The 25250-nt window shown below is 69.4% G+C and carries 18 protein-coding genes; all 18 read right to left on the reverse strand.

The genetic code is table 11. From position 1 onward, the window contains the following. Positions 1-15 precede the first annotated feature (15 nt). The 18 genes from BKN51_RS14390 to BKN51_RS14475 all read right to left on the reverse strand — a co-directional run bounded on the left by BKN51_RS14390 (position 16) and on the right by BKN51_RS14475 (position 25076). Positions 16-3348 (reverse strand): serine hydrolase, encoded by a 3333-nt coding sequence (locus BKN51_RS14390; protein ID WP_101608132.1) that lies wholly within the window; start codon positions 3346-3348, stop codon positions 16-18. Continuing rightward, complete coding sequence (locus BKN51_RS14395) at positions 3345-4337, reverse strand: ABC transporter ATP-binding protein (protein WP_101608133.1); 993 nt, start codon at positions 4335-4337, stop codon at positions 3345-3347. The genes BKN51_RS14390 and BKN51_RS14395 overlap by 4 nt, the downstream gene beginning before the upstream one ends. Next, entirely contained in the window at positions 4334-6238 is a 1905-nt protein-coding gene (locus tag BKN51_RS14400) for a dipeptide/oligopeptide/nickel ABC transporter permease/ATP-binding protein (RefSeq protein WP_101608134.1), read from the reverse strand. Before BKN51_RS14400 ends, BKN51_RS14395 begins: the two co-directional genes overlap by 4 nt. Continuing rightward, positions 6239-7219 carry an ABC transporter permease gene (locus tag BKN51_RS14405; RefSeq protein WP_101608135.1) on the reverse strand — a complete coding sequence of 327 codons (981 nt, stop codon included), beginning with the start codon at positions 7217-7219 and terminating at the stop codon, positions 6239-6241. Next, the gene (locus BKN51_RS14410; protein ID WP_101608136.1) at positions 7219-8817 is read right to left on the reverse strand and encodes an ABC transporter substrate-binding protein; all 1599 of its coding nucleotides are present in this window, start codon (positions 8815-8817) and stop codon (positions 7219-7221) included. Before BKN51_RS14410 ends, BKN51_RS14405 begins: the two co-directional genes overlap by 1 nt. Positions 8818-8826: 9 nt before the next feature. After that, complete coding sequence (locus tag BKN51_RS14415; protein WP_101608137.1) at positions 8827-9729, reverse strand: serine hydrolase; 903 nt, start codon at positions 9727-9729, stop codon at positions 8827-8829. After that, positions 9726-11114 carry a serine hydrolase domain-containing protein gene (locus tag BKN51_RS14420; protein WP_101608138.1) on the reverse strand — a complete coding sequence of 463 codons (1389 nt, stop codon included), beginning with the start codon at positions 11112-11114 and terminating at the stop codon, positions 9726-9728. The genes BKN51_RS14415 and BKN51_RS14420 overlap by 4 nt, the downstream gene beginning before the upstream one ends. Positions 11115-11234: 120 nt before the next feature. After that, a complete protein-coding gene (locus tag BKN51_RS14425) occupies positions 11235-12146 on the reverse strand; it encodes a serine hydrolase (RefSeq protein ID WP_101608139.1) in 912 nt (303 codons plus the stop codon). Between the two features lie 273 nt (positions 12147-12419). Further along, positions 12420-13688: an MFS transporter gene (locus BKN51_RS14430; RefSeq protein WP_101608140.1), complete on the reverse strand. Its 1269-nt coding sequence runs from the start codon at positions 13686-13688 to the stop codon at positions 12420-12422. A gap of 150 nt (positions 13689-13838) precedes the next feature. Beyond that, positions 13839-15512, reverse strand: coding sequence for a PucR family transcriptional regulator (locus tag BKN51_RS14435; protein ID WP_101608141.1), 1674 nt, complete (start codon positions 15510-15512; stop codon positions 13839-13841). Between the two features lie 76 nt (positions 15513-15588). After that, the gene (gene menC / locus BKN51_RS14440; RefSeq protein WP_101608142.1) at positions 15589-16695 is read right to left on the reverse strand and encodes an o-succinylbenzoate synthase; all 1107 of its coding nucleotides are present in this window, start codon (positions 16693-16695) and stop codon (positions 15589-15591) included. After that, entirely contained in the window at positions 16692-17576 is an 885-nt protein-coding gene (locus BKN51_RS14445) for a GNAT family N-acetyltransferase (RefSeq protein WP_101608143.1), read from the reverse strand. The genes menC and BKN51_RS14445 overlap by 4 nt, the downstream gene beginning before the upstream one ends. Before the next feature lie 31 nt (positions 17577-17607). Further along, a complete protein-coding gene (locus tag BKN51_RS14450; protein ID WP_101608144.1) occupies positions 17608-18750 on the reverse strand; it encodes a M20 family metallopeptidase in 1143 nt (380 codons plus the stop codon). Further along, complete coding sequence (locus BKN51_RS14455) at positions 18747-20222, reverse strand: amidohydrolase family protein (protein WP_101608145.1); 1476 nt, start codon at positions 20220-20222, stop codon at positions 18747-18749. The genes BKN51_RS14450 and BKN51_RS14455 overlap by 4 nt, the downstream gene beginning before the upstream one ends. A 391-nt stretch (positions 20223-20613) precedes the next feature. Beyond that, positions 20614-21951 carry a GH1 family beta-glucosidase gene (locus BKN51_RS14460; RefSeq protein WP_101608146.1) on the reverse strand — a complete coding sequence of 446 codons (1338 nt, stop codon included), beginning with the start codon at positions 21949-21951 and terminating at the stop codon, positions 20614-20616. Between the two features lie 26 nt (positions 21952-21977). Then, positions 21978-22817 (reverse strand): carbohydrate ABC transporter permease, encoded by an 840-nt coding sequence (locus tag BKN51_RS14465; RefSeq protein ID WP_101608147.1) that lies wholly within the window; start codon positions 22815-22817, stop codon positions 21978-21980. Continuing rightward, on the reverse strand, positions 22810-23763 hold the full coding sequence (locus tag BKN51_RS14470) for a carbohydrate ABC transporter permease (RefSeq protein ID WP_101608148.1): 954 nt from the start codon (positions 23761-23763) through the stop codon (positions 22810-22812). The genes BKN51_RS14465 and BKN51_RS14470 overlap by 8 nt, the downstream gene beginning before the upstream one ends. Then, the gene (locus tag BKN51_RS14475) at positions 23763-25076 is read right to left on the reverse strand and encodes an ABC transporter substrate-binding protein (protein ID WP_101608149.1); all 1314 of its coding nucleotides are present in this window, start codon (positions 25074-25076) and stop codon (positions 23763-23765) included. The genes BKN51_RS14470 and BKN51_RS14475 overlap by 1 nt, the downstream gene beginning before the upstream one ends. Between the last annotated feature and the right edge of the window lie 174 nt (positions 25077-25250).

The following is a 25250-nucleotide window of genomic DNA, read 5'->3' on the forward strand; positions in this document are numbered from 1 at the left end:
GCGGGCCGAGCGCTTTCAGGAGACCTTCGGCGTCGCGCGCACGCCGTAGTGCATGTACTGCTCACCCGTCGGCAACGAGTAGAACGTGACCGGCATCCACGTCCGCGCACCCTCCTCACGGCAGACGTAGAGCGAGTCGGTCACCGGGACCAGGGCGAACTCCATCGTCTTCTCCGGCATGAGATCGGCCAGCGGACCCGTGACGGTCTGCCGGAGCCGGATCCCGTCCCCGTCGGCCAGGACCTCCATCAGCACACCGGCCCGTTCGTAGACACCGACGTGCTTCGAACCGTCCACGGTGACCGGAGTCGCGGGCGGCTCCAGCGGCCGCGGCATCGCCACGTCGGCGAGTTCGGCGAAGATCTCCCGGTACAGCTCCACGTACAGGTCGCGGGTGTTGCCGCCGTTGGTGAGCAGCGTGACGGCGAGCCCTTGATCGGGCAGCAGCCGCAGGAACGCCGATTGCCCGATCGTGTTGCCGTCGTGGCCGATGACCCGCCGTCCGCTCCAGTCGTCGCGGATCCAGCCGAGCCCCCAGGAGTCACCGAGCGAGTGCTTGTCGGGGATCTCGGCCTGCTTCTCGGCCATCGCGGTGGCGGACGCCGTCGTCAGGATCCGGTCACCGGACGGGGTGAGACCGCCGGTCAGGTGCAGCCGGGCGAACCCGAGCACGTCCTTGGTCGTGGCGGTGATCAGTCCTGCCGGGCCCATGTTCCGCGGCAGCCCCCAGATGGGCGCCGGCTTCGGTTCCTCGTCCGCGCCCGCGACGTGACCGACGGCCGCGCGGTACATCAGCGCTTCCTCGGGAAGGGTCACGGTGTGGGTGAGGCCGAGCGGGGCGAACAGCTTCTCCCGCATCGCGGCGTCCCAGGTGAGCCCGGTGAGCTTCTCGATCACCCGGCCCATGAGCACGAAACCCGAGTTGCAGTAGGAGAACGTCTCGCCCAACGGATGGTTCTGCGCGGCCTGGTCGAGGATTTCGACGTAGCGCTCGAGGCAGTCGTCGCCGCGGCCGGTGTCGGTGAAGACGTCGCCGTCGATCCCGCTGGTGTGCGTCAGCAGATGCCGCATGGTCACCTGCTTGGCGACGTCCGGGTCGGCCAGCCGCAGTTCCGGGACGACGTCGGCGATCGGCGCGTCCAGATCGAGGAGGCCCTCGTCGACCAGCTGCATCACCACGGTCGAGGTCCACACCTTGGAGACCGAACCGATCTGGAACACCGAATCCTCGGTGACCTCCACGCCGGTCGCCGTGTTGAGCACACCGAAGGAGGCGTGCACCTCTACGTCTTGCCTGCCGTCCTCCCCGACCCGCACGATGCCCAGTGCCGCACCGGGGACGCCGTACTTGCGCGCCAGTTCGGCCAGACGGCGCCGCCAGTGCGCGACGTCGATCGGCACCCGCGACACCCCGTCCACCGGTCCCGCGTACTGCTCGACCCAGTCGAGGACCCGCCGGTTGAAGTCGAGACGGTGCGAGGGCGGGCCGTCGAGGATGAACAGATGAGACGCGCCCGGGTACAGCACCATCCGGGCCGGGACGCCGCGCGCACGCAGGGCACCGAACCACTGCTCGGCCTGGCCGACCGGGCACCGCTCGTCTTCCGTGCCCTGGACGACCAGCGTCGGCGTCCGCACGTCGGCGACCTTGGCGAACGGCGAGAACTCCGCGTTGGCCTTGTCCCACGACGCGCCGCCGAGCTCGCCGACGGCCAGGTAGTACCCGGCGTCGGAGGTGCCCTCCATGCTGGTCAGGTCGCTGACCACACCACCGGCGACGGCGGCGGCGAAGCGGTTGTCGCGGCTGGTCAGGTAGCAGGTCATGAACCCGCCATAGCTGTAGCCCGCCACAGCGAGGCGGTCCGCGTCGGCGACCCCTTCGGCGACCAGCCGGTCCAGTGGTTCGAGGAAGTCACGGGAGTCCGCGGTGCCCCATCCGCCGACGGCGCCGGTGAAGAAGTCCTCGCCATAGCCGTCGCTGCCCCGCGGGTTGAGCAGCAGGACCGCCCAGCCGCGCGCGACGAGCGCCTGGTGATAGAGGTGGATCCAGTCGGCCGCGCCGTTCCAGGCGTTGTGCGGGCCGCCGTGGATGTCGAGCAGCAGCGGCGCGGCGCCGGATCGGGCCGGGTCCCGCAGCAGCCAGCCGTGGACGACGGTCCCGTCGCCGATGGTGAATTCCCGTTCATCGTGCACGAAAAGGTCGACGTCGGCGACCGAGGCGCCGTGCTCGGTGCGCACGTCGACGGCACCCGTGGCCGGGTCGACGGTGGCGATCTCGCCGTACGAAGTGCCCGTGGCCAGGACGACCACGGCCTTGTCGCCCGCGAGGTCCATTCCGGACACGACGCGGTCGGCGCCCGCCAGTACCGCGCGCGGGTTTCCGCCGTCGACGTCCACTCGGTACAGATGGGTGCAGCCGCGGTCACGAAGGCCGAACAGCACGGAACCGCCGTCCGCGGTCAGCTTCGGGAGCGCGCCCGGGTAGCCCGCACCGCCGAACATCACGTTGCGGTCCAGCGAAGCCGTCAGATCGACTGCGTCGCCGCCGTCGAGCGGGACCCGCAGCAGCCCGAGGTGGCCGACTTCGGTGTCACCGCGGCCCGCCACCAGGAGTTCGCGGCCGTCGGCGGTCCAGGTGACCGGACCCGCCATGCCTTCGCCGGAGCCGATCAGCCGCGGTTCGGCGGTCTTCGCGGTCACGTCGAGAACATAGGCACCGGAACGGAAGGTCAGGTCGGCGTCGGTGTCCCGTCCGGCGGAGAACGCCAGGTGCGTGCCGTCGGGCGACCAGGCGGGGTCGCCGGCGTGCCAATCGCCGAAGGTGACCTGCCGGACCTCGCGGGTGGCGACGTCGAGGACGTGCAGGTGCTTGCGGATGGTCTTGATCAGCCCGGCGCCGTCGGCCTTGAAGTCCAGCCGGTCCGCCACCACCGGGGCGTTCGGCGCGGGTTCGCCGTCCGCCAGGTCGACGGCGGCCGAGAAGGCGATCTTGCCGCCGTCCGGGCTCCACACCGGAGCGCCCGCCCCGAGCGGCAGTTCGGTGATCCGTTCGGCTTCCCCGCCCGACGACGGCAGGAACCACAGCTGCGGCGGACCGTCCTGGGCGCGGAGGAACGCGATCCGGGTGCCGTCCGGCGCCCAGGTGGGGGCCAGGTCGGCGGTTCCGCGCGTGAGCTGCCGGGCTTCTCCGGAGGTCGAGCCGACCTCCCAGAGCGTGGTCTCGTTCCGGTCCTCTTCGCGGTTCGCCATGCGCAGGACGTAGACGATCCGGCCGCCGTCCGGTGACAGCGAAGGTTGACTGGGGACGGCGATCGCGTACAGGTCGTCGAGACCGAGACGTCGGGTCATGGTGCGCTTGCTCCTCTGGAGATCGCGAGCGGGTGGCTCTCGTTTTCGCTGAAGTGGCAGGCCGCCGAATGACGTCGGTGTGCCGCGCCTTCGGTGGGGTCCGCCTGGAGGCAGAGTTCGCGGTCGGCGCGCACGAGCGGTCCGACCGGGCATCTGGTGTGGTACCGGCATCCACCCGGCGGGTGGTGCGGGTCCGCGGGTTCGGTGTCGGAGGTCTTCTCGTCCGCGCCGGTGTCGAACAACGAGGTGTGCGCCGAAGGTGCCGCGGCGAGCAGATCCTTGGTGTACGGATGCCGTGGATCGGTGAGCACCTGCTCGGCGGGCCCGACCTCGACGATCCGGCCGAGGTACATCACCGCGACGATGTCGCTGAGATAGCGGATCACCGCGAGGTTGTGCGAGATGAACAGCATCGACAGACCGAGCCGCCGCTGCACGGACCGGACGAGGTTGAGCACCGCGCCCTGCACCGAGACGTCGAGCGCGGAGGTGATCTCGTCCGCGATCAGCACCTCCGGCCGCCCGGCCAGCGCGCGGGCGAGCGCCACGCGTTGCCGCTGACCGCCGGAAAGCTGGCCCGGCAGGTGTCCGGCGCGGTCCGGGTCGAGGTTGACCAGTTCCAGGAGCCGGGCGACCTCGTCCCGGCGCGCGCCGCGGCCGGGGAGGACGCCACGTGGGATCGCTTCGGTGATCGACTCGCCGATGCTCATCCGCGGGTCCAAAGAGGAATACGGGTCCTGGAACACCATCTGCAGCGGACGGCGACGGGGCAGCTTCCGGACATCCACCCCGCCCAGCAGGACCCGCCCGGCGCTGACCGGGGAGAGCCCGACGGCGGCGCGGGCCAGCGTCGACTTCCCCGATCCCGATTCACCGACGAGCCCGACGACCTGTCCGGAAGGGACGGTCAGCCCGACGTCGTCGACCGCGGTGAGACCACGTCTCCCGCCGTACCGGACGCTCACCGCGTCGAAGACGAGATCACTCACTCCGTACCTCCGGCGGTCACGGTTTCCTTGGCGGGCTGGGAAAACGTCGTCTCGTGTGGCTGCCAGCACGCGACGCGGTGCCCCGATTCCACGCGTTCCAGCACCGGGTCTTCGAGGCGGCACCGATCGGTCACCGCGGGGCACCGGTCAGCGAAGGCGCATCCGGTGGGCACGCGATCCGGTTCCGGCGGGCGCCCGGGGATCACCGCCAGCGGCGCGTCGCGATCGGTCTCGAGGTCGAGCGTCGCGGCCAGCAGGGCCCGCGTGTACGGATGCCGTGGCGTCCCCGCCGACGGCAGGTCCTCCACCACCCGGCCCGCGTACATCACCAGCATCCGCTCGCAGGTCTGCGAAACGACCGCGATGTCGTGGCTGATCAGGATGATCGCGGTGTTCCGCTCCGCCCTCGTCCGCGCCAGCAGGCGCAGCAACTGCCGCTGCACGGTGACGTCCAGCGCCGTGGTCGGTTCGTCGGCGATGATCAGCCGGGGGTCGCCCATCAGGCCCATGCCGATCATCGCGCGCTGCCGCATCCCGCCGGAGAACTCGTGCGGGTACTGCTTCGCCCGCCGTTCGGCGGCCGGGATCCGCACGGCGCGCAACCGGTCCACGGCTCGCTCGAACGCCTTGGCGCGCGGAAGACCTTGGTGCTGTTCGGCCACTTCGGCCAGCTGACGGCCGATCCGCCTGGTCGGGTTGAACGAGGTCATCGGGTCCTGGAACACCATCGCCAGCGAGGTGCCGAGCAGGCCGCGCAGATCCCGTTCCGGGGTGGTCAGCAAGGGTTTCCCGGCGAAGTCGAGCCTGTCCGCGGTGACCATGGCAGGCGCTTCGACCAGCCGCGACACCGCCAGCCCGGTCAGGCTCTTCCCCGAGCCCGACTCGCCGACGACACCGATCGCCTCGCCCGCGTGGACGGTGAAGCTCACCCCGCGTACCGGAACGGTCCAGCCCGCCGGGCGCGGGAACGCCACCTGGAGATTCTCGACCACCAGCACGGCGTCGTCACGGTCCTCGGCGACGTCCTCCCGCGCGGGAGTGACCGGCCGCGGTGCGAGCTTGCGGGATCCGGTGCGGACACCGATCACCCCGGCCACGGTCTCGCCCACCAGGTTGAAGGCGAGCCCGGCCAGGACCACCGCGACTCCCGGCGCGAGCGCGGCCGCCGGGTTGACGTAGATCCCGTTGAGCCCCTCGCCGAGCAGCCGTCCCCAGTCGTAATCCGGTGCCTGCACACCGATGCCGAGGAACGACAGCCCGGAGAACGCCAGCAGTGAGGAGCCGGCGCCGATGGTCGCGTTCACCACCAGCGGTTCGCCGATGTTCGGCAGGATGTGCCGGACCAGCAACCGGATGCGGCCGACCCCGGAGATCCGGGCGGCGGACACGAAGTCCTGGCCGGCCACGGAGGCCGAGAGCGTCTGTGCCAGCCGGGCGAACGCCGGTGCCAGCGCGAACCCGACGGCCAGTACCGCGCCGTGGGTGCCGACACCGAAGATCACCGAGAAGAACAGCACCAGCAGCAACCCGGGGAACGCGACCGCGATGTTCACCGCCGAGGTGACCAGCCGGGCGGCGGGCCGCGGCAGCAGCGAGGGCAGCGTGCCGAGGACGAGTCCGGTCACCACGCCGATCACCGTCGCGAGCACCGCCAGCAGTACCGAAAGCCGGGTCGCCACCAGGACACGGAAGAGGATGTCGCGACCGAGGTCGTCGGTGCCCAGCCAGTGCGCCGCCGAAGATCCTTGCGCGATCGCCTCGGTGTCGATCGCGAAGGCCTTGTCGTGCCACAAGATCGGGGCCAGTACGGCGAGCGCGATCACCAGGGACAGCAGGGTCGCCGAGAACGCGCCCACCGGGGTGCGCAGGGCCGCGAGCCATTTCGCGCGTCGATTAACCACTTAGCTCTCCCGGATCGTCGAACGCGGGTCGAGGACGGCCAGCAGCACGTCCACCGTCAGGTTCACCAGCAGCACCCCGATGCCGTAGACGAGCACGATCCCCTGCACCAGCGGATAGTCCTTCTGCAGGATCGACTGGGCGATGGTCGAACCGAGTCCTGGCCAGGCGAACACGTTCTCCACCAGCACCGTCCCGGCGACCATCCCGGTCAGCATCAGCCCGCCCATGGTCAGTGTCGCGGTCAGCGCGTTGGGCAGCGCGTGCCGGAGGTAGACCAGCCGCGCGGGCAACCGTTTAGCCCGCGCGGTGCGGATGAAATCGTTGCCCAGCACGGAAAGCGTCTCCACCCGGACGATGCGGGCGAGCACCGACGCCGGGCCGAGCGCCAGCGCGATGACCGGGAGGACGAACGAACTCGCGTCCGCGCTCCCGGCGACCGGGAACCAGCCGAGCTGGACCGCGAAGAACGCGACCAGCGCGACCGCCACCAGGAACTCCGGGATCGCCGCGAGCAGCACACTCGTCGAGGTGAACGCCAGTTCGCTGCCCCGCCGCCGCCCGCCGCGGGTCAGCACGGCGAACAGGACGCCCAGCGGGATCGCCACCGCGATGACCACCGCGAAGGCGGGCAACGCGAGCTGCAGGGTGGCGGGCAGCCGGTCGCCGATCACCTCGGAGACCGGCTGCCCGCTCGTCATCGACGTCCCGAAGTCACCGGTGAACAGCCCGCCGAGGTAGTGGACGTACTGCAGCCACAGCGGATCGTTGAGGCCGAGGGCCTCCCGTCGCGCGTTCACCAGGTCCACCGGCGCGGTCAGGCCGAGCGCCGCCCGGACCGGGTCGCCGGGGATCAGCTGGATCATCAGGAACGCCGTGGTGACCAAGACCCACAGCGAAACCGCGAACCGGCCGAGACGACGCACGGCGAACGAGAGCCAGGGACTCCCGCGCAACCCGGCCGGGGCGAGCGCGACCGTCATCAGCTGTACATCCGGATCGACGACGGCTCCACCGAACCGAAATTGACCTTGAACTTCGCGTTGCTGCCGAAGGTCGGGATGACCGAGTTGACGTAGGGCACGACGTCCAGCCGCTCGATGAGCGCCGATTCCGCCGCGAGCCAGGTCGCGCAGCCGGAGTCACCCGGCATCTGTGCCGCCTGGGCAGCCTGCGTTTGGTAACCCTTGTTCTCGATGTGCGCGAAGTTCGTGCCGGTGGGCGGTTTCGGCCCGGAGACGAACGGAACGGCCTGACTCGGCAGCAACAAGGTCACCGGCGCCAGGGAGATGTCCCACTCACCGGTGCCGAAGAGCACCTGGTTGGTTCCCGGGCTGTCGACGCCCTTCAGCGTGACCTCGGCGCCGACCGCCTTCCAAGACTGCTGCATCAGTTCGGCGGAGGGCGCCATCGTCGGTCCCAGCTGGGTGCCGTAGATGGCCGTGAGCGCGAGCCGTTTGCCGTCCTTGACCCGCACGCCGTCCGCTCCCGGCTTCCAGCCCGCCGTGTCGAGGGCGGACTTGGCCGCCGCGACGTCGAACGCGGGCAGTTTGCCGTTCACCGAGTCGCCGGCGCACGCCTTGGGTTCGGTGGTGACCATTCCCTGGCTGGGTGCCCCCGCTCCGCTGGTGAGCACCTTGCCGATCTGCGCGAGGTCGAGCGCCTGCACGAGCGCGCGGCGGACGGCTTGGTCGCCGCCCGCCCGGCCGGGCGCCTGGTTGAAGAACATCTCGCCCATCGGCACCACCTGGTCGCCGTGGTACAGCTTCTGGGCGCGCAGGCGTTGCTGGTCCTGGCCGGTGATCCGGGCGGCGTTGAGTTCACCGGACAGCAGCAGGTTCGCCGTGGTCGTCATGTTCTGGATGACCCGGAAGGTCACCTTCTCCGGCAGGCCCGGCTGCTCGCGCTGCCAGTCCCCCGGGCCCCACGCGTAGTCCTTCCGCCGGGTGAGGGTGTAGTGGTCGTTCGGCACGATTTCGGTCATGGTGAACATGCCGGTGCCGTACTTTCCCTTGGCCAGCGCCGCACGATCCGTCACGCCCTTGCCGCAGACGATCGGGAGGTTGCCGACGTTGCGGAGCAGGAAGGCGTCGGGAGCTCCGCTAGCGAGGGTGATCGTCCGAGCCGCGTCGTCGGCGGTCGCCTTGGTCCCCGGCGCGACGGTGAGCCCGGACATCGGGGACTTGTTGGCGGGATCACCGACGAAGTTGATGTTCGCCGCCACGTCGCTCGCGGTCAGCGGGGTGCCGTCGTCGCAGGTGATCCCGTTCCGCAGGGTGAAGGACGCCGTGGTCGTGGTGGCCTCGAACTTCTCGGCGAGTCCCGGGATCGGCTTGCCGGTCTCGTCGAGGTTGACGAGGCTGTCGTAGAGGTAGCGGCCCATCTCGAGGGCGACCGCGAGCACGGTCATCGCCGGGTCCAGCGCTCCCGGATCGGAGCCGATCGCCATCGTGAAGGTCTTGCCTTCGGTCAGTTTCTGGTTCGCTGTCCGGTCTTCCCCGGATTGCGACGTCCCCCCGCACGCGCTCACGGTCAAGGCCACCACGCTCGCGATCGCGGCGGTGAGCCGGGCTTTCTTCATGGGGTTCTCCTACTGGGTGACGGTCTGCGCGCGAAGGTGTTCGACGGCGAGGCGGGCGGCCTCGCCGATGGCGGAATCGACCGCGGGCAGGCGGTCGGCGAGGGAATCGGCGCGGGTGAACACCGCGACGGCGTAGCGGCGACCGTCCACATGGGTCACCACCCCCGCTTCGTTACGGACGGCGGGCAGGGTCCCGGTCTTCGCCGCGATCGCCACCCCCGCGGGGAAACCGGACGAGATCCGGTGCGGCCAGATCTGCTGGGCCATGATCGTCCGCACGCGTTCGCAGGCGGCCGGGTCGCCCGCGCGGTCGGTCCAGATCGCGTCGAGCAGCTCGGTGATCTCGCGCGGGGTCGACGACGTGGTGCGGTCCGGGTCGACCACCGCGAGCTTCCACAGCTGGTCCTCGGTCGCCGCGGCGAAAACGGCTTCCAGATCGTCGTCCGGTTTCGCGCCGAGATCGGCGATCACCGAGGCGAAGAGGTCCTCGCAGCAGCCGATCAGCCGTGTCCTGGCGAGTCCGAGATCGGCCAGCACCCGGTCGACCGCCTCCTGCCCGACCCGGCGGTAGATCAGGTCGGTCGCGGCGTTGTCGCTCATCGTCAGCATGAAATGCGCGAGGTCGCGCCAGCTCATCTCGACGTCGTCGGCGCAACCGGCGGTGCCGACCCCGCCGATCCGATAGCGCGCGACGACACGGGTCCGCTCGGTCTCGTCGAGCCGCCCGGCGGCCACCTCGCGGGCGAAGGCGACCGCGACCGGGATCTTGAACACCGACGCCAGCACGACCGGGTCGTCCGCGCCGACGCAGACTTCGGGACCGCCGTCGACGCCGACCTCGCGCGCGTGCACGAACCCGCGTGCCCCCGCTTTCGCGAAGACCGCTTCGATCTCGTCGGTCGTCGCCGTCACCGGCTCACCCGCCGGTCGGCCCGTCCGGTGTGGACGTACAGCGCGCGCCCGTTGCCGTCGTCGCCGACGAACGCGTGCGGCATGTGCAGGCCAAGCCCGTCGTGTTCGACGACCAGGGTGTCACCCTTGTAACCGAGCAGCCTGCTCTTCTCCGGCCCCGTCCCGAGGTCGGCGAAGATCCCCTTCGGCGTACGCTCCAGCCAAAGGTCGCCGTCCTCGTCCTGGCTGACGACGATGTCCGCCACCTGCGACGAGTACTCGCCCACGTAGCGCGACGGGTCGGCCGGGGCTTCCGCGACGTTGGGCTCCGGCAGCGGCGGGACCTCGACGCCCGCCAGATCGCCCAGCACCTTCCGGAAGATGTCCAGGTAGAGGTGCAGCGGCTTGCCGCCGTTGGTCAGCAGCGCCACCGCGACGTTGCTGCCCGGCACCACCCGCAGGAACGCCGACTGGCCGATGGTGCCGCCGTCGTGGCCGATCACCGGGCCGCCGTCCCAGTCGAAGATCATCCAGCCGAGCCCCCACGCCCCGCCCATCAGGCCGAGGTAGGGCAGTTCGACCTGGCGCTCCCACATGGCGCGGGCGGTCTCCGGCTTGAGCACCTGCGTGCCGTCGTCGGCGCGGCCTTCGTTGAGGTGCATGCGCACGAAGGTGAGCAGGTCGCGCGGGCGCATCGCGAGATGCGAGCCGGCGGGCGCGTTCGACCGCGTCAGCGCCCAGACGGGCGCCGCGACCGGCTCGTCGTCCGGGGTGGGCTGGACGTGGCCGATCGCGGCACGGAACCGGATCGCGTCGTACGGCCCGGTGGCGGCGTGCGTCAGCCCGAGCGGGGCGAAGAGGTGGTCGCGCAGGCACTCGTCGTAGGACTTGCCGCGCACGACCTCGATCACGCGGCCGAGCACGCAGTACCCGGCGTTGTTGTAGGAGAACATCTCCCCGGGGCCGAAAAGCTGCGGCACGTCGGACAGCGTCGCCACGAGCTTCGCGACGCAATCGTCGCCCTGTCCGGTGTCGGTGAAGATGTCGCCTTCGAAGCCGGACGTGTGACAGGTCAGCTGCCGCACGGTGATCCGCGAAGCGGCGTCGTCATCGGCGAGGACGAACTCGGGAAGGTAGTCGCGGACGGGCTTGTCGAGGTCCAGCCTGCCTTCGTCGACGAGCTGCATCGCGAGGGTGGTCGTCCACACCTTGGTGATCGACCCGATCTGGAACACGGAGTCCACTGTGGACTCGACGCCGGTGCTCCGGTTCAGGATGCCTGCCGCGTGGTCGATCACCTCGCCGTTGGCGAAGACCGCGACGGCCGCGCCGGGCACCTGGTGCTCGGCCAGCAGGGCGGGAAGGTTCTGCTCGAGCCAGGCATCGATTTCGGAAAGTTTCGACATGGGCATCCTCGTCCGTGGAAAGGGTGGACCGGTGTTTCCGGAAATGCTAGGACGGTGACGGGCGTCACCGGTTCGTGCGGAACGACGAGAGCGACGGGAAAATTCATCCGTGCGGACGAATCATTCGCTCCCGGCCTCGGGAAGCCTGAGCCATTCGACGGCCTGTGCCGCGGCGAAGCCGATGAACGAGTCCCGCTCCGGCACCCTCGACCTGCCGTCGACGGCGTCGGTGAAAATCCCTACCGCGTAACGGCCCCCATCCGGGTACTCGACCACACCGACCTCGTTGCGCACCGACGGCAGGGTCCCGGTCTTGCCGCTGACGCGGATACCGTCGTCCGGGAACCCGGACCGCAGCCGGTGCGGCCACACCTGGAGATCGAGCCAGCGCCGGACGTCCGCGCACGCGGCGGGCGGGGCCGCCTCGTCACGCCAGATCAGGCCGAGCAGCCGGGTGATCTCTTCGGCGGTCGTGGCGCAGGTGTGCGCCGGTTGCAGCGCGCGCAACGCACGGATCTGCTCGATCGACAACTCGGACAGCGCTTTCTCGTCGTCCTCGTAGGAGATCCCGAGGTCTTCCCCGATGCCGCCGAGCACCTCCGCGCAGTCCTGCGGGACCGTGGTGTGCTCGAACCCGAGCCGCCGCAACGTTTTCTCCGTCTCCTCCTTTCCGACCCTGGCGACGATCAGGTCGGTGGCGACGTTGTCGCTGATCCCGATCATCAGGATCGCGAGGTCGTACCAGGACATCGTGATCTCGTGCCGGAAGGTGGCCAGTCCGTACGGGCTCGGCGTCGGATGCCCCGGCGGGACGCTGATCCGCTCGCCGAGGTCGAGTCCGCCGTCGGCGGCCTGCCTCGCCAGCTCCAGCGCGATCGGGACCTTGAAGACCGACGCCGTGACGACGGGGGCGTGCTCGTCGACGCCGATCCGCCGGGTGCCGTCGACTTCGGCGGCATGCAGCCTTACCCGGACCCCTACCTCTTTCGCGCGGGCGTTGATCGTCGCGATGACTTCGGACGCGGTGGGCATGAGACTCCTGTCTACTTGGGACTGGACTCGTGAGTGGTAAGGACGGCTAGAACCGTCCTTACCACTCACGAGTCCGTGCTGGGATTCGCCGGGGAGAAGGTCCCGTGGCCGTGAGCTGACCACGAGCCGCGAAGCGGTTGCGAAAGCCACTTTCGCAACGTTGAAGGTTGCGAAAGTGGCTTTCGCAACCTCATCCGGTGTGCCGACGTGCCAGGCGAGGCTTCGGCACAGGTGGTCGTGAGTGGCGATTCGGGTTCTAACCCGAATCGCCACTCACGAGCCCGCGCTGGGACTCGCCGGCGAGAAGGTGAACTGCGCCGGGTTCTGCGGCACCCAGAACGCCATCAAGGCGGTGAGGAAAGTAGTACCGATGAGGAAACCGAACGCCGCGGTGTAGGAGAAGGTGTCGGCGAGCCACCCCATCGCCACCGGAGCGACCGCGCCCGCCACCTGGCCGCCGAAGTTCATCACGCCCATGCCGATCCCGGTGACCGCCGTGGGCAGCACGCGCAGCGGCAGGCCGAAGACGGCCATCGTCGCCATGCCGAACACCGCGAGGGCCAGCGTCTCGTAGACGGTGAACTCCACCGTGCTGTCCGCGTTCACCATCAGGGTCAGCAGCACCACGGTGACCAGCGCGATCGAGCTGAGATACCAGCGGCCGTGGTCGTGGAAGTAGCGGTCGAACAGCCAGCCGCCGAGGATGGTGGTGCCGATGCTGACCAGCATCGGGATCGCGGCCAGGACACCGGTCTGGCTCAGCGAAAGGCCCCGCGTCTCCAGCAGGTAGCTGGGGACCCAGGTGATCATCCCGTAGTTCAGCATGTTGGTGACGCAGAACAGCAGGGTGAACTTCCAGACCACAAAGGACTTCAAGACCTGTTTGCGTGACACCTCGGGCGGCGCCGACTCGGTACGCGGCAGGCTGCTCAACGACTTCGGCAGCGCCTTGGGCAGAATCGTCCAGACGGCCACGCCGATGATCGCGCCGATCCCGGCCATCCAGAAGAACGTGTGGCGCCAGCCGACCGCCATCAGCAGCGGGCCGACGATCAACGGCGCGAGCCCCGCGCCGATCCCGCCGGCGGACAGCATCACGCCGGTCACCGTCGCGCGGTTGCCGGGGGTGGTCCGTTCCGCGATCGCCTTGAACGAGGCCGCCGGGAAAAGTCCTTGGCACACACCGAAAAGGCCACGGATGACCAGCAACATGCCGAAGGTGCCCGCCATCCCGGTCATCGCGGTGAACGCCGACCAGGCCAGCAGTGTCACCAGCATCGGCCCCCGCGAGCCGTAGCGGTCGGCGAGGAAACCCGCCGGGATCTGGCAGACCATGTAGACCAGCGCGAACACGGTCACGAGCCAGCCCTGCTGTGTCTTGCTGAGGTCGAACTCGGCGCCGATCATCGGCAGCGCCATCCCGATCGAGAACCGGTCTATGTAGTCGACCGCCCAGGCGCAGACCATCACCACCATGGTGATGAGTGCCGTCCGGTTGATCCGCCGCGCTGTCCAGGTGTCCTCATTGACCACTGCCGTCATGGCGCCTCCGCGGAAACGTTGGGAGAGAAGAAGAACGACGCGAGCGTGGCGCCGATCACTCATTCTGAAACGCGTTCGGCGAGCGGAGTTCGTGCGATCAGACGAACATCCGCCGCCCTTTCGGGCCGGGGAGACCAACCCGCGCGGCGGTCAGGAGTCGTCGGCGACGGGCGGGCCGGTCCGTGCGTCCGGGGGCAGCAGCCGCAGTTGCAACATGGCGGCGAACCGCTCCCCCGCGTCGTCGAGGTCGATCTCGCCGACCTCGGCGAGCCGCCGCAAGCGGTACCGGAACGTGTTCGGGTGGACGTACGCCGCGGCTGACGCGGCACCGATGTCACCGAAGGCGTCCAGCCAGCACCGGAGGGTGTGCACCAGCTGTGACTGGTGTTGGGCGTCGTAGGCGAGCAACCGTGCGACAGGTCCTGTCGCCACGTCTCCCCTGGCCGCAGCGAGATCGGCCAGTTCCAGCATGAGCGCGTCGACGTGGACGTCTTCCACGGTCGCGACGCGTTTCGCGCGGGCGTTGGTGAGCAGCACGCGCAGCGCCCGGTCGGCACCGTCACGCGAGGCGCGCAGGCCGGAGCCGTCGAGCGCGAGCGGTCCGATGCCGATCGCGGCCGCCGCCCGGCGCCCGGTGCGCTCCAGGAAGGTCGACGCGACCCGCACCGAACGCTCCTGGCAGTCGTCGTGACTGCCGGGCATCGGGACGATTCCGTAAGCGACGTCGCCGACGAGGGCGACGGCCGAACGCGGCTGGACGGCGCTGAGGTGCATGGCCAGCGCGTCGGCGACCCGCTGGCGGTCCGCGACCAGGCGGAGGTCGTCCTCCAGCGCGGGCGTGCCGAGCAGGCCCATGGCGAGCACGATCGACGGCTGACCGAGCAGGCCGAGCCGGGCGATGGCCTCCGCCGCCCCGGCGCCGCCTTCGAGCGCCGTGCTCACCAGGTCCGCGCGCAATCGTCGTTCGACGTCGGCGCCAGCGCGCAGCCGGAGCATGTGCAACGCGACCAGCTTGGCGGCGTCGATGAACGCCTGGGTCCGCTCCTCGCTGAGCGGTTCCCGGACCGCCGCCCAGATCGACCCGAGCACCTCGTCGCCGGCGCGGACGGCGAGCGCCACTCGCGGAATCGCGATCTCGTTGTCGTCATAACGCTGCGGATCGACGTAGACGGGCGTGTGGTCGCGGTACAGCCTCTCGAAGACACCGTCCCGTTCCAGGCCGCGGGCGAACCGCTCCGGCACCTGACGGCCAAGGATGGTCTCCACCCGGGAAGGATCCGCTTCGTCCTGGCGCCCGGAGAACGCGAGAATCCGGTTACTGCGGTCTTCGATGGTCACCGGGGCGTCCAGCAGCGCCGCCACCGCGTTGGCCAGTGCGAAAAGGTCACCGGACGGAATTCCGCCGAGGGTCTGCGGCGAGACCTCTCCGATGTCCCCCTCGGCGAGCAACGTCCTCAGCATCGCGGCGAGCTGAGTCCAGGATGCGCCGCGTGCGAGCCCCAGCAGGGCGACCCCGGACGAGTCCGCGGCGCGCCGGAGTTCCGGCGTCGGGGTGACGGGAGACCGGACGACGAGCGCCGCCGCACCGCTCGCACCCACGTCGTGCAAGAGGCGGACGATCTCGTCGGGCTCCCGCACCCCGACGCCGAGCACGACGGCCCTGGCGGGAATTTCGGACTCGTCGTGCGGATCGTGGATGACCACCCCGCCGAGCTGCCTGCGGGTGGTCCGGCCGACCGCGACCGGCTCCAGGAGCACGTCCCCGAGGTCCTCGAGGACGCGTCCCAAACTCAGGTGTGGCTTGCTGGGCACCGGTGTCAGCACCCCCCGAAGTTAAACCCGGCTTCACCGAACCGAATGGTCCGATCCCACCAAATCTAACTCCGGAATTCGTAGCGCGCTACGAACTGATCCACGCTTTCGCCGTGGTGACCTCGTCCAGCAGATCCGGGATCGGCGTGACGCCGAGACCGGGCCCGGTCGGCACCGGGAGGTGCCCGGCCTCCAGCACGAACGGTTCGGTGATGTCCGTGCGGTAGAACCGGCCGGACGCCGACGTGTCACCCGGCAGCGTGAACCCGGGCAGCGACGCGAGCGCGACGTTCGCCGCCCGGCCGAGACCGGTCTCGATCATCCCGCCGCACCACACCGCGACCCCGTGCGCCGCGCAGACGTCGTGCACGCGGCGGGCTTCGAGGTAGCCGCCCACGCGGCCCGGCTTGATGTTGACGATCTGGCAGGCGCCGAGCTTGATCGCGTCGGCGGCGGCCCTCGCGGACACGATCGACTCGTCGAGGCAGATCGGGGTCCGGATCCGCTTGGCCAGTTCGGCGTGGCCGAGCACGTCTTCCTCTTCGAGCGGCTGCTCGATCAGCAGGAGCTCGAACGGGTCCAGCCTGGCCAGCAGCGGCGCGTCGCCGAGGGTGTACGCAGTGTTCGCATCGACCTGCAGCAACACGTCGTCGCCGAAGCGTTCCCGCACCTGGCGTACGGGCTCGACGTCCCAGCCGGGTTCGATCTTCAGCTTGATGCGGACATAGCCCTCGTCGAGGTAGCCACCGACGACGTCGAGCAGCTGCGGGATCGAGTCCATGATGCCGACCGAGACCCCGCAGGCCACCGAGTCGCGAGTGGACCCGAGCTCGGCGGCGAAGGACCGTTCGTGCGCACGGAGTTCGGCGTCGAGGACAGCCATCTCCAGAGCGGCCTTCGCCATCCGGTGGCCCTTGAACTTCGCCAGCAGCGGCGTCACCTTGTACGCGGTCAAGTCCTCGGCGGCCAGCAGGGCCGGGATCAGGTGATTCCGCAGCACGTGCTCGGCGGCGTCGTTGTACTCCGACGAGTAGAGCGGCGCCTCCATCGCGACGCATTCGCCCCAGCCCTCGCCCGCCGGGGTCACCGCGCGGACGAGCAGCAGTTCCCGTTCGGCCTGCGTCCCGAACGACGTCCGGAACGGGGCCACGAGCGGCATCCGGACCCGGCGCAGTTCCACACCGCTGAGTTTCACGACTGCTCCTTCGAGATCACGTACCAGCCGGCACGATCGAAACCGGCGACCTTGGCGTTGTCCGCCATCAGTCCGCCGAGGACTTCGCGCAGGGCGACACGCCACGCGTTACCGCGACCGGGATCGGTGCGGCGTAACCGTTCGATGTCCGGGGGGACCGCGACGAGCACGGTCTGCGCGTCGGTGGATCCGATGCTCGGACCGCCGTCCGCGTCGACCGACAGCGCCTTCGCCACGCCCAGTGCTTCCGCCTCGATCAGGACGGGTCGGCCGGAGGCGGCGGCACGGACGTCCGGGCTCGTCAGGTCCCAGCCGACCATCAGCCGGTCGGTGTCGCCCGAGCCGTTGATGCCGTCCTCCATCGGACCGTAGAAGTCGGGCAGGTACCCGATCGGCCGTGCGCCGAGTTTCCCCAGGTTGAAGTAGGCGTTGCGCCGCACCAGCGGGTCGAAGGTCCAGGTGATCAGCGAGACGTCCTGGAGCAGCGCCCAGCCGCGCTGGTGCAGTTTGAGCGCCGCACCGATCCCCCGGCCAGCGCCGGCGTCGGCGACCCCGGCGATATGGCTGTGCAGGCTCGCTTTCCCCGGGTTCCCGAAGAAACCGAAGCAGGCCCCCAGGAGTTCGCCGTGATCGAACGCCCCCGCGACGTAGTTCCCGGCCGTGGACATCGCCCGGAGCAGTTCCGTGCTCACCGGCCGGGCGCCGGGCGCGAACTTCCAGATCGACTCGAACAGGCCGACCACCGCGGCCAGATCGGCGATTTCGGTGAGTTCGCGGATTTCGACGCCCGAAGCCGCGGCCGCGGCCCGTGCGGCGGCGACGGCTTCGTCGCGCACCTCCCGGGAGGCCAGGCTTTCCGTATTCGTCGCAAGATTCGTCACGGGACAATCCTTTCCCGGCGCGGCGGCCGAGTCACTGTCGTGCCGTACCAGATTCGCCCGCGGGATTCGTCGCGCCGGACGGACCCCGCTTCGCGAGGACGTTTTCCACCAGCGCGGCCAGCAAAGCGGTGCGCCGCGGCACTTCCGCGACGATGACGTGTTCGTGATCCGCGTGCGCCCCGCCGCCGACGGCGCCGAGGCCGTCCAACGTGGGTACCCCCATCCCGGCGGTGTAATTACCGTCCGAGGCACCGCCGACCGACGCGGAGGTGAGCTCGCCGAGACCGAGTTCGCCCGACAATTCCCGGGCGAGCTCGAACAATCCCGCCGACGAGCTTTCTTCGAGCGGCGGCCGGTTGATCCCGCCCGTCACGCGGACCTCCGCGTCCTCCAGGACCGGACGGAGGTCCCGCATGGCCCTATCGACGCGGAGTTGCTCGGCTTCGTTCCACACTCGGACGTCGACGGCCACGCTCGCGGCCGCGGGAACGGTGTTGACCGTCGTTCCCGCCGAGACGACGGTGGGGGTCACGCTGGTCCCGGCACCCGGATCGGCGATCGCGGCCACCGCGAGGATCTGGTGCGCGATCTCGATCCCCGCGTTGATCCCCTTCTCCGGTTCGAGCCCGGCGTGCGCGGCACGGCCGATCACCTCGACCCGGTAATGGGAAACGCCTTTGCGGCGGCATTTCAACGCGCCGCCGTCGGCCGAAGCCTCCAGCACGAACGCCGCGTCACAGCCCGCCGCCGTTTCCTCGATCAGCGCGCGGGACGACGGCGAGCCGATCTCCTCGTCGCCGGTGACCAAAATGGACAGTCCGTCGCGATCGGGGACCCCGGCGGCGGCGTGCAGCGCCATCACCACCCCGGCCTTCATGTCGAAGCAGCCGGGGCCGCGCAACACGCCGTCCCGCACGGAGAACGGATGGGTCTCGAGCGAACCGTGGGGCCACACCGTGTCGTGGTGACCGAGCAGCAGCACGCGAGAGGGCCCGTCCCCGAATCGCCAGCGCAGGTGGGTGACCCCGTCGACCACGATCCGCTCCGGCTCCACACCGAGGAGCCTGCGGCCCACGTCAGCCACCACTTCGGCACTGCGGGCGACCGCTTCGTGATCCGACGACGGGGACTCGCAGCGGACGAGGGTTTCGATGTCGGCGAGCAGTTCGCTCATCGCGGCTCACCCCGCAGCGGCTTGCCGGGGAACGCGTCCGTGCGCAGTTCGCCCTCGCTGACCACGGGAACACCGGAGACGAACAGATGCCGGACGCCGACGGAGGGCCTCGTCGAGTCGAAGTAGGTCGCGGCGTCGGTGATGGCCTCCGGGTCGATGACGACGATGTCGGCATCGGCGCCCACGTTGAGCCTGCCCTTGGCCAGCGCCCCGGGCGCGACCTCGTCGAGGACCCGCGCCGGCAGATACGAGCAGCGCCGGAACGCCTCCAGCCAGGTCCACGCGCGGCTCTCGCGCACCATCAGGCGCAGCGTCTTGGCGTAGGTCCCGGACGTGCGCGGATGCGTCGCACCGCCGGGCGGCAACGGCCATTCGGTGCTCTCGCTCGTGCCGTTCTTCCAGTACACGGGCAGGGCGTCGCTGGCGACGATGGCGTCGGGGAACGCGAGCGCCTGGTGCAGCAGGCCGAGGTCGTGCGCGCTGCTCTCGTCGAGGAACTCCAGGATGCACGGCGCACCCGGATCCTGTTCGCGGACCTGGAGCAGGCGGCCTTCGTCGGCGATGCGCTCGCCCGACTCCAGCATGATCACGCTGGACGGCGAAAGCCCCTTCATCTTGAGACGCTCGGGCGAAAGGAAGGCCGCGCCGATCCCCGTGCTGCCCGCCCCGTACGGATAGGCCTCGACGGTCACCCGCGACCCGGCCGCGCGGCCCGCTTCGAGCGCCGCCAGCACCCTGTCGATCTGGTGGCCGGACGTGCTGTTCACGTGGCAGTGGTGCATCGCGGCGCCGGTCTCGGCCGCGACGATCGCGATCTCCTCGGAACCGTCGATGGGCGTCGCCGGATCCACTTCGACCAGTTCACGGACGTGCGTGTAGGTCGGCGCCCCGGCCTCCTTGGCGAGCCGGGCCAGCGCGAGGAACTCACCGGGGTCGGTGCCGGGCGCGTAGCCGAGGAGCACACCGACGCCGAGCGCGCCCGCGGCCAGCTCACCGTCCACAAGGGACAGCCAGGCTGCCAGCTCCTTCGGCGAGGAAGACCTTTGCCAGGCCGGGTTTCCGAGCACCGCCAGCCCGCTGTCGATGTTCGCGTCCGGCTCGATCCCGGCGAGCACCTGAGCTCGCGCGGCGCCCCAGGACGCGGAGAACCCGTAGTGCAGCGGACGTCCCGCCGCGGCCGCCTCGGCGTAGGCCCGCTCGATCGGCATCAGACCGGCTTCGAGGTCGAGCGCGGTCGTCACCCCGTCCATCGCCTGCAGCCGCTGGCCCGCGATGGTGTGCACGTGGCTGTGCAGGTCGATGAAACCCGGTCCCACGACGAGCCCGGAGACGTCGATCTCCACGTCGCCGGGCTCCGCGGTCAAACCCTCCCCGACGGCGGTCACCACCCCGTCGGATACCAGCACGTCGGCCGTACCGTCGAATCCCGTCGCCGGATCGATGACACGACCGCCACGCAAGAGTGTCCGCATACTTCGCCTCCTAGGATCGCCTCGTTCATGGCGACCCTAGGAGGTTTCGCGGACCGGCCGTTCGTACCGCGCGACGAATCCGGGCCCCCGGGTCCATCCGCCCGCACGAACCACTACCGGCCCTGGCCGCGGGCCGATCACGACCCACCGGATACCGGGTTCGGGTTCGGGTTCCCAATGTCGCATCTGAGACGCTCAGCGACTCAAATGCGACATTGGGAACAGCGGGAGCAGCATCGTCCCCCGCCCGCCGGGGTCGCGAAGGTCGCCTAGGCCGACGGCGTGGTGTGACCGTCCCTTTCGCGGACCCAAGCGTGCAATGAACGGGACTTTCCTTGCAAAATTTGCAAGGAAAGTCCCGTTCATTGCGTCCGGGGGTTGCGCGTCTCAGCTACCGGCCGTGGTGCTCCGCGATGATCTCCGCGTACCGGTGCCCACTCGCCTTGACCGTCCGGACCTGCGTGTCGTAGTCGACCCGCACGAGCCCGAACCGCTTGCTCAAACCACTGTCCCATTCGAAGTTGTCGAGCAGCGACCACGCGAAGTAGCCCTTCACCGGCGCACCCGCTTCGGCCGCCCCGGCCACCGCGCCCAGGTGTTCTTCCAGGTAGGCGATGCGGTCGGCGTCGTCGATCGTGCCGTCCTCGGCGACCTTGTCGTCGAAGGCGGCCCCGCTCTCGGTCACGTAGATGGCGCGGGCGCCGTATTCGTTGGCGAGCCGGTGGATCACGTCCGCGAGCCCCTGTCCGTGGATCTCCCAGCCCATCGCGGTGGTGGCGGCCCCCTCGACGGGCACCTGCCGGGCGCGGGGCGCGGGGCCGTTCGGGTCGTCCTCGACGATCTGGCGGAAGTAGTAGTTCAGCCCGTGGTAGCCGACCGGGGTCGAGATCACCTCGAGGTCGTCGCCGACCACGGGCGGCTCGACGCCGTAGACCTCGATCATGTCCGCCGGGTAGCCGCGCCCGTTCGACGGGTCGAGCCACCAGCGGTTGACGTGCCCGTCCATCCGGGCCGCCGCCTCGACGTCCTCGGTCGCGTCCGACGCGGGCTCGATGCCGCTGAGGTTGACCACCAGGCCGACGTTGGCGGGCTCGGCGGCGTTCGCGGTGATCGCCTGCACGCCGAGGCCGTGCGCGAGCAGGAGGTGGTGGGAGGCGTGGATGGCCTGCTTGAGGTCCTTGATCCCGGGGGCGAAGCGCCCTTCGAGGTAGCCGAGCCAGGCCGAGCACAACGGTTCGTTGACGGTGTTCCAGTCCTTGACCCGGTCACCGAGCCGGGCCGCGACGACGGCCGCGTACTCGGCGTAGGCGTAGGCCGTGTCGCGCTCGGGCCAGCCGCCGGTCGACTGAAGCGCCGAGGGCAGGTCCCAGTGGAACAATGTGGCGAACGGCCGGATCCCGGCTTCGAGCAGCGCGTCGACCAGCCGGTCGTAGAAGTCCAGTCCTGCCGCGTTGACCTCGCCTCGCCCGGTGGGGATCACCCGCGGCCAAGCGACCGAGAAGCGGTAGGCGTCCAGGCCCAGTCGCTTCATGATGTCGAGGTCTTCCGGCCAGCGCCGGTAGTGATCGCACGCGACGTCGGCGGTGTCGCCGTTCACGACGGCACCCGGGACCCGGACGAAGTCGTCCCAGATGGACGGGAGGCGGCCGTCGGCGTCGACGGCACCCTCGACCTGGTACGAGGCGGTGGCCGCACCCCACAGGAAATCGGCGGGCAGGTGCAGATTCAAGGCAGACCTCTCTTCGGCGATGCGAGTCATTTGACGGCGCCGGCGGTGAGACCGGCGACGAGATAGCGCTGCAGCAGCAGGAATCCGGCGACGACCGGGACGGACACGATCAGGGAGGCGGCCATGACCTGGTTCCAGTACACCTGGACCTGGGTGGAGTACTCCTGGAGCCCGACGGCGAGGGTCCGCGTGCCCGAATCGGTCATCACCGACGCGAACAGGACCTCGCCCCAGGCCGTCATGAACGAGTAGATCCCCACCGCGACGATGCCCGGGGTGGCGGCCGGGATGACCACCCGGATCAGCGCGCCGAGCGGCCCGGTGCCGTCGACCATCGCGGCCTCGTCGAGTTCCTTGGGGATCGAGTCGATGTAGCCGGCGAGCATCCAGATGGCGAACGGCAGCGAGAAGGTCAGGTAGGTGATGATCAGCCCGAGCCGGGAGCCGTACAGGACGATGCCGGTGGTGTTGCCGATGTTGACGAAGATGAGGAACAGCGGCAGCAGGAACAGGATGCCGGGGAACATCTGCGTGGACAATACGGTCATCTTGAAGAAGTTCTTGCCACGGAACCGGAAACGGCTCAGGGCGTAGGCGGCGAAGATCGCGATCACGACCGAGAGGATCGCCGCCGAACCGGAGATGATCAGGCTGTTCACGAAGTAGTCGGCGAGCGGGATGGTCTCCCAGATGTCGAAGAACGGCTGGATGGTCAGCGTCGACGGGAACCATTCCCACTTGCCCTGCACGTCCCCGAGCGGCTTGAGCGACGACGAAACCATCGCGTAGAGCGGCACCAGGGTGAACAGGGCGAGGAAGCCGAGGACGAATCGGCGGGCCCACGGGACCCAGCGAGGCTCAGACAACGGCGTTCCTCCTCCGCGCGGTCAGTCCCAGGTAGACGGTGCTGACGATCAGGAGGAACAGCAGCAACAGCACCGACATCGCCGAGCCGAGGCCGAAGTTCCAGGTCACGAAGGAACTCTGGTAGATGTGGATCGAGATCAACGACGCCTCCTTCGGCGCGGACGCTCCGAAAAGGACGTACGGCGTGTTGAAGTCGTTGAAGGTCCACAGGAACAGCACCAGCAGGAGAACCTGGTTGACCGGGCGCAGCATCGGCTGGGTGATCGCCTGGAACTGCCGCCACCAGCCCGCGCCGTCGATCGCCGCCGCCTCGTACAGTTCGCCGGGGATGTTCTGCAGCCCGGCCATCACGATCAGGAACGCGAAAGGCCAGTTGCGCCAGACCGAAACGACCACCAGCGACCAGAAGCTGTTGTCCCCGATGAGCCAGAAGGAATCGGTGCCCAGCAGGCTGTTCACCAGGCCGGTGTCGCGCTGGAACATGAACGACCAGGTGATCACCGCGGCGTACATCGGCAGCGCGTACGGCACCAGGAACAGGGTGCGGAGCACGCCGCGTCCCCGGAAGTTCTTCTGCATCAGCACGGCGGCCGAGGTCCCGAAGAGCCAGCAGAACCCGACCGAGAGGACGGTGTAGAGGACGCTGATCCAGAAGGAGTCGAGCAGCGACTTCCCCGCCGCGGAGTTGAAGTCCAGGACGAACTTGTAGTTGTCCAGTCCCGCCGCCGGCGCGGACGAGAAGTCCCGGATGTAGAACTGCGTCAGCTTGAAGAAGCTCATCACGAGCCCGGCGATCATCGGGATCAGGTGGACGAGCAGTTCGAGCAGGATCGCGGGGAGCAGGAGCAGATACGGCAGCGCGACCCGGCGCCGTTTGCGCCGGGTGCGGGGTGCGGGTGCCCCGGCCGCTTGCACGGCCGGGGCGTCGTCGAGAGCGGTCGGCATCAACTACCGGCCGCGATCTGCTGATCCGCCTGGTTCAGCTGGTCCCGGATCTTGGCGCCGTCGACCGGTTTGCCCGCGGCGACGTCGGCGAACATCGCCTTCATCGCGGTGCCGATCAGGGTTTCGAACTGCGACTCCTGCGGGACCTGCGGCATCGGCTCGGCCGAGTTGGCGAGCACGCTCTGGAAGACCTTCACGTCCTCGGTCTGGAACGCCGCGTCGCTGTAGGCGTCCTGGACGGTCGGCAGGGAACCGTAGGTCTTGTTGAGCAGTGCCTGCTCCGGTGCCGAGACCATGAACTTCACGAAGTCCAGTGCGGCGTCGGGATTCTTGGTGTTCTTGAACACCGACATGTTGATCCCCGCGACGAAGCTGGTGACCTTCCGGCCGTTCGGCGGCGCGGCGGCGGGCAGCGGGATCGGCGCGACACCGAGGTTGGCCATGTCCATCCCGATGTTCTTGAACGAGCCGGCGGAGGCCTGGTTCATGAACATCGCGGCCTTGCCGTCCGACAGGTCCTTGAGGGACTTGGCGGTGTCGGCGTACTCTGCGTTGGACGGATTGACGATCTTGTCCTTCTGCATCAGGTCGACGAACTGCTGCACGGCCGCGACCGACGGGTCCGAAGCCAGCTGCGGCTTGCCCTCGGGGGTGAAGAACTGCGCGCCCTGCTGGGCTCCGAGGATCGCCGCGTGGTGGCTGTTCTCGGTGACCTGGCCCGCCTGGAGCGACAGGCCCCACTGGCCCTTGTCGGGTTTGGTGAGCTTCTTGCCGTCCTCGACGAGTTCTTCCCAGGTGGCCGGTGGCTTGGTGATGCCGGCCTCGGCGAAGAGCTTCTTGTTGTAGTAGAGGCCGTACGCCTGGCCGTAGAGCGGTACGCCGACCGGCGGCTGGCCGCTCGCCCCGGTGGCCGCCAGCGACGGGCCGACGAAGCGCGACTTGCCACCGACCTTCTCCAGCGCGGCGTCGTCGAACGGCAGGAACGCCCCGGTCGCCTGGAGCGAGGCCGACCAGGTGTTGCCGATGTTGAGCACGTCCGGTCCCTTGCCGGAGGTCGTGGCCGCGAGGATCCGGTTGAGCAGATCCGTCCACGGGACGACCTCGAGCTTGACCTTGATCCCGGACGCCTTCTCGAACTTGTCGAGTTCGGGCTGCAGGACCGCCTTGTCGTTGTCGAGGCTGGTGCCCTGGTTGGACGCCCAGTACACGAGCTCCTTGGGGGCACTGGACGACGTGTCGCCGCCGCCGCACGCCGTCGTGGCGGCGGCCGCCAGCGCCAGCACGAGCGCGGGAGCGATCTTTCCGATTCGCATCGATGGTCCTCGGGGTGAGTGGCCAAGTCGCATCCGCGCCTGTGACACGGGACACGCCTTATTTCAGGGCTTGAGTTAAGCCCTGACAAACCTCGCCGTCAAGTCCCTTGCCGTCAATTCGTGCCGAGCGATCGCCCGTGAGCGATTACCAGGTCAGCCCCGCTTCTCGTGAGC

This window comes from Amycolatopsis sp. BJA-103 (assembly GCF_002849735.1).
GTDB lineage: Bacteria > Actinomycetota > Actinomycetes > Mycobacteriales > Pseudonocardiaceae > Amycolatopsis.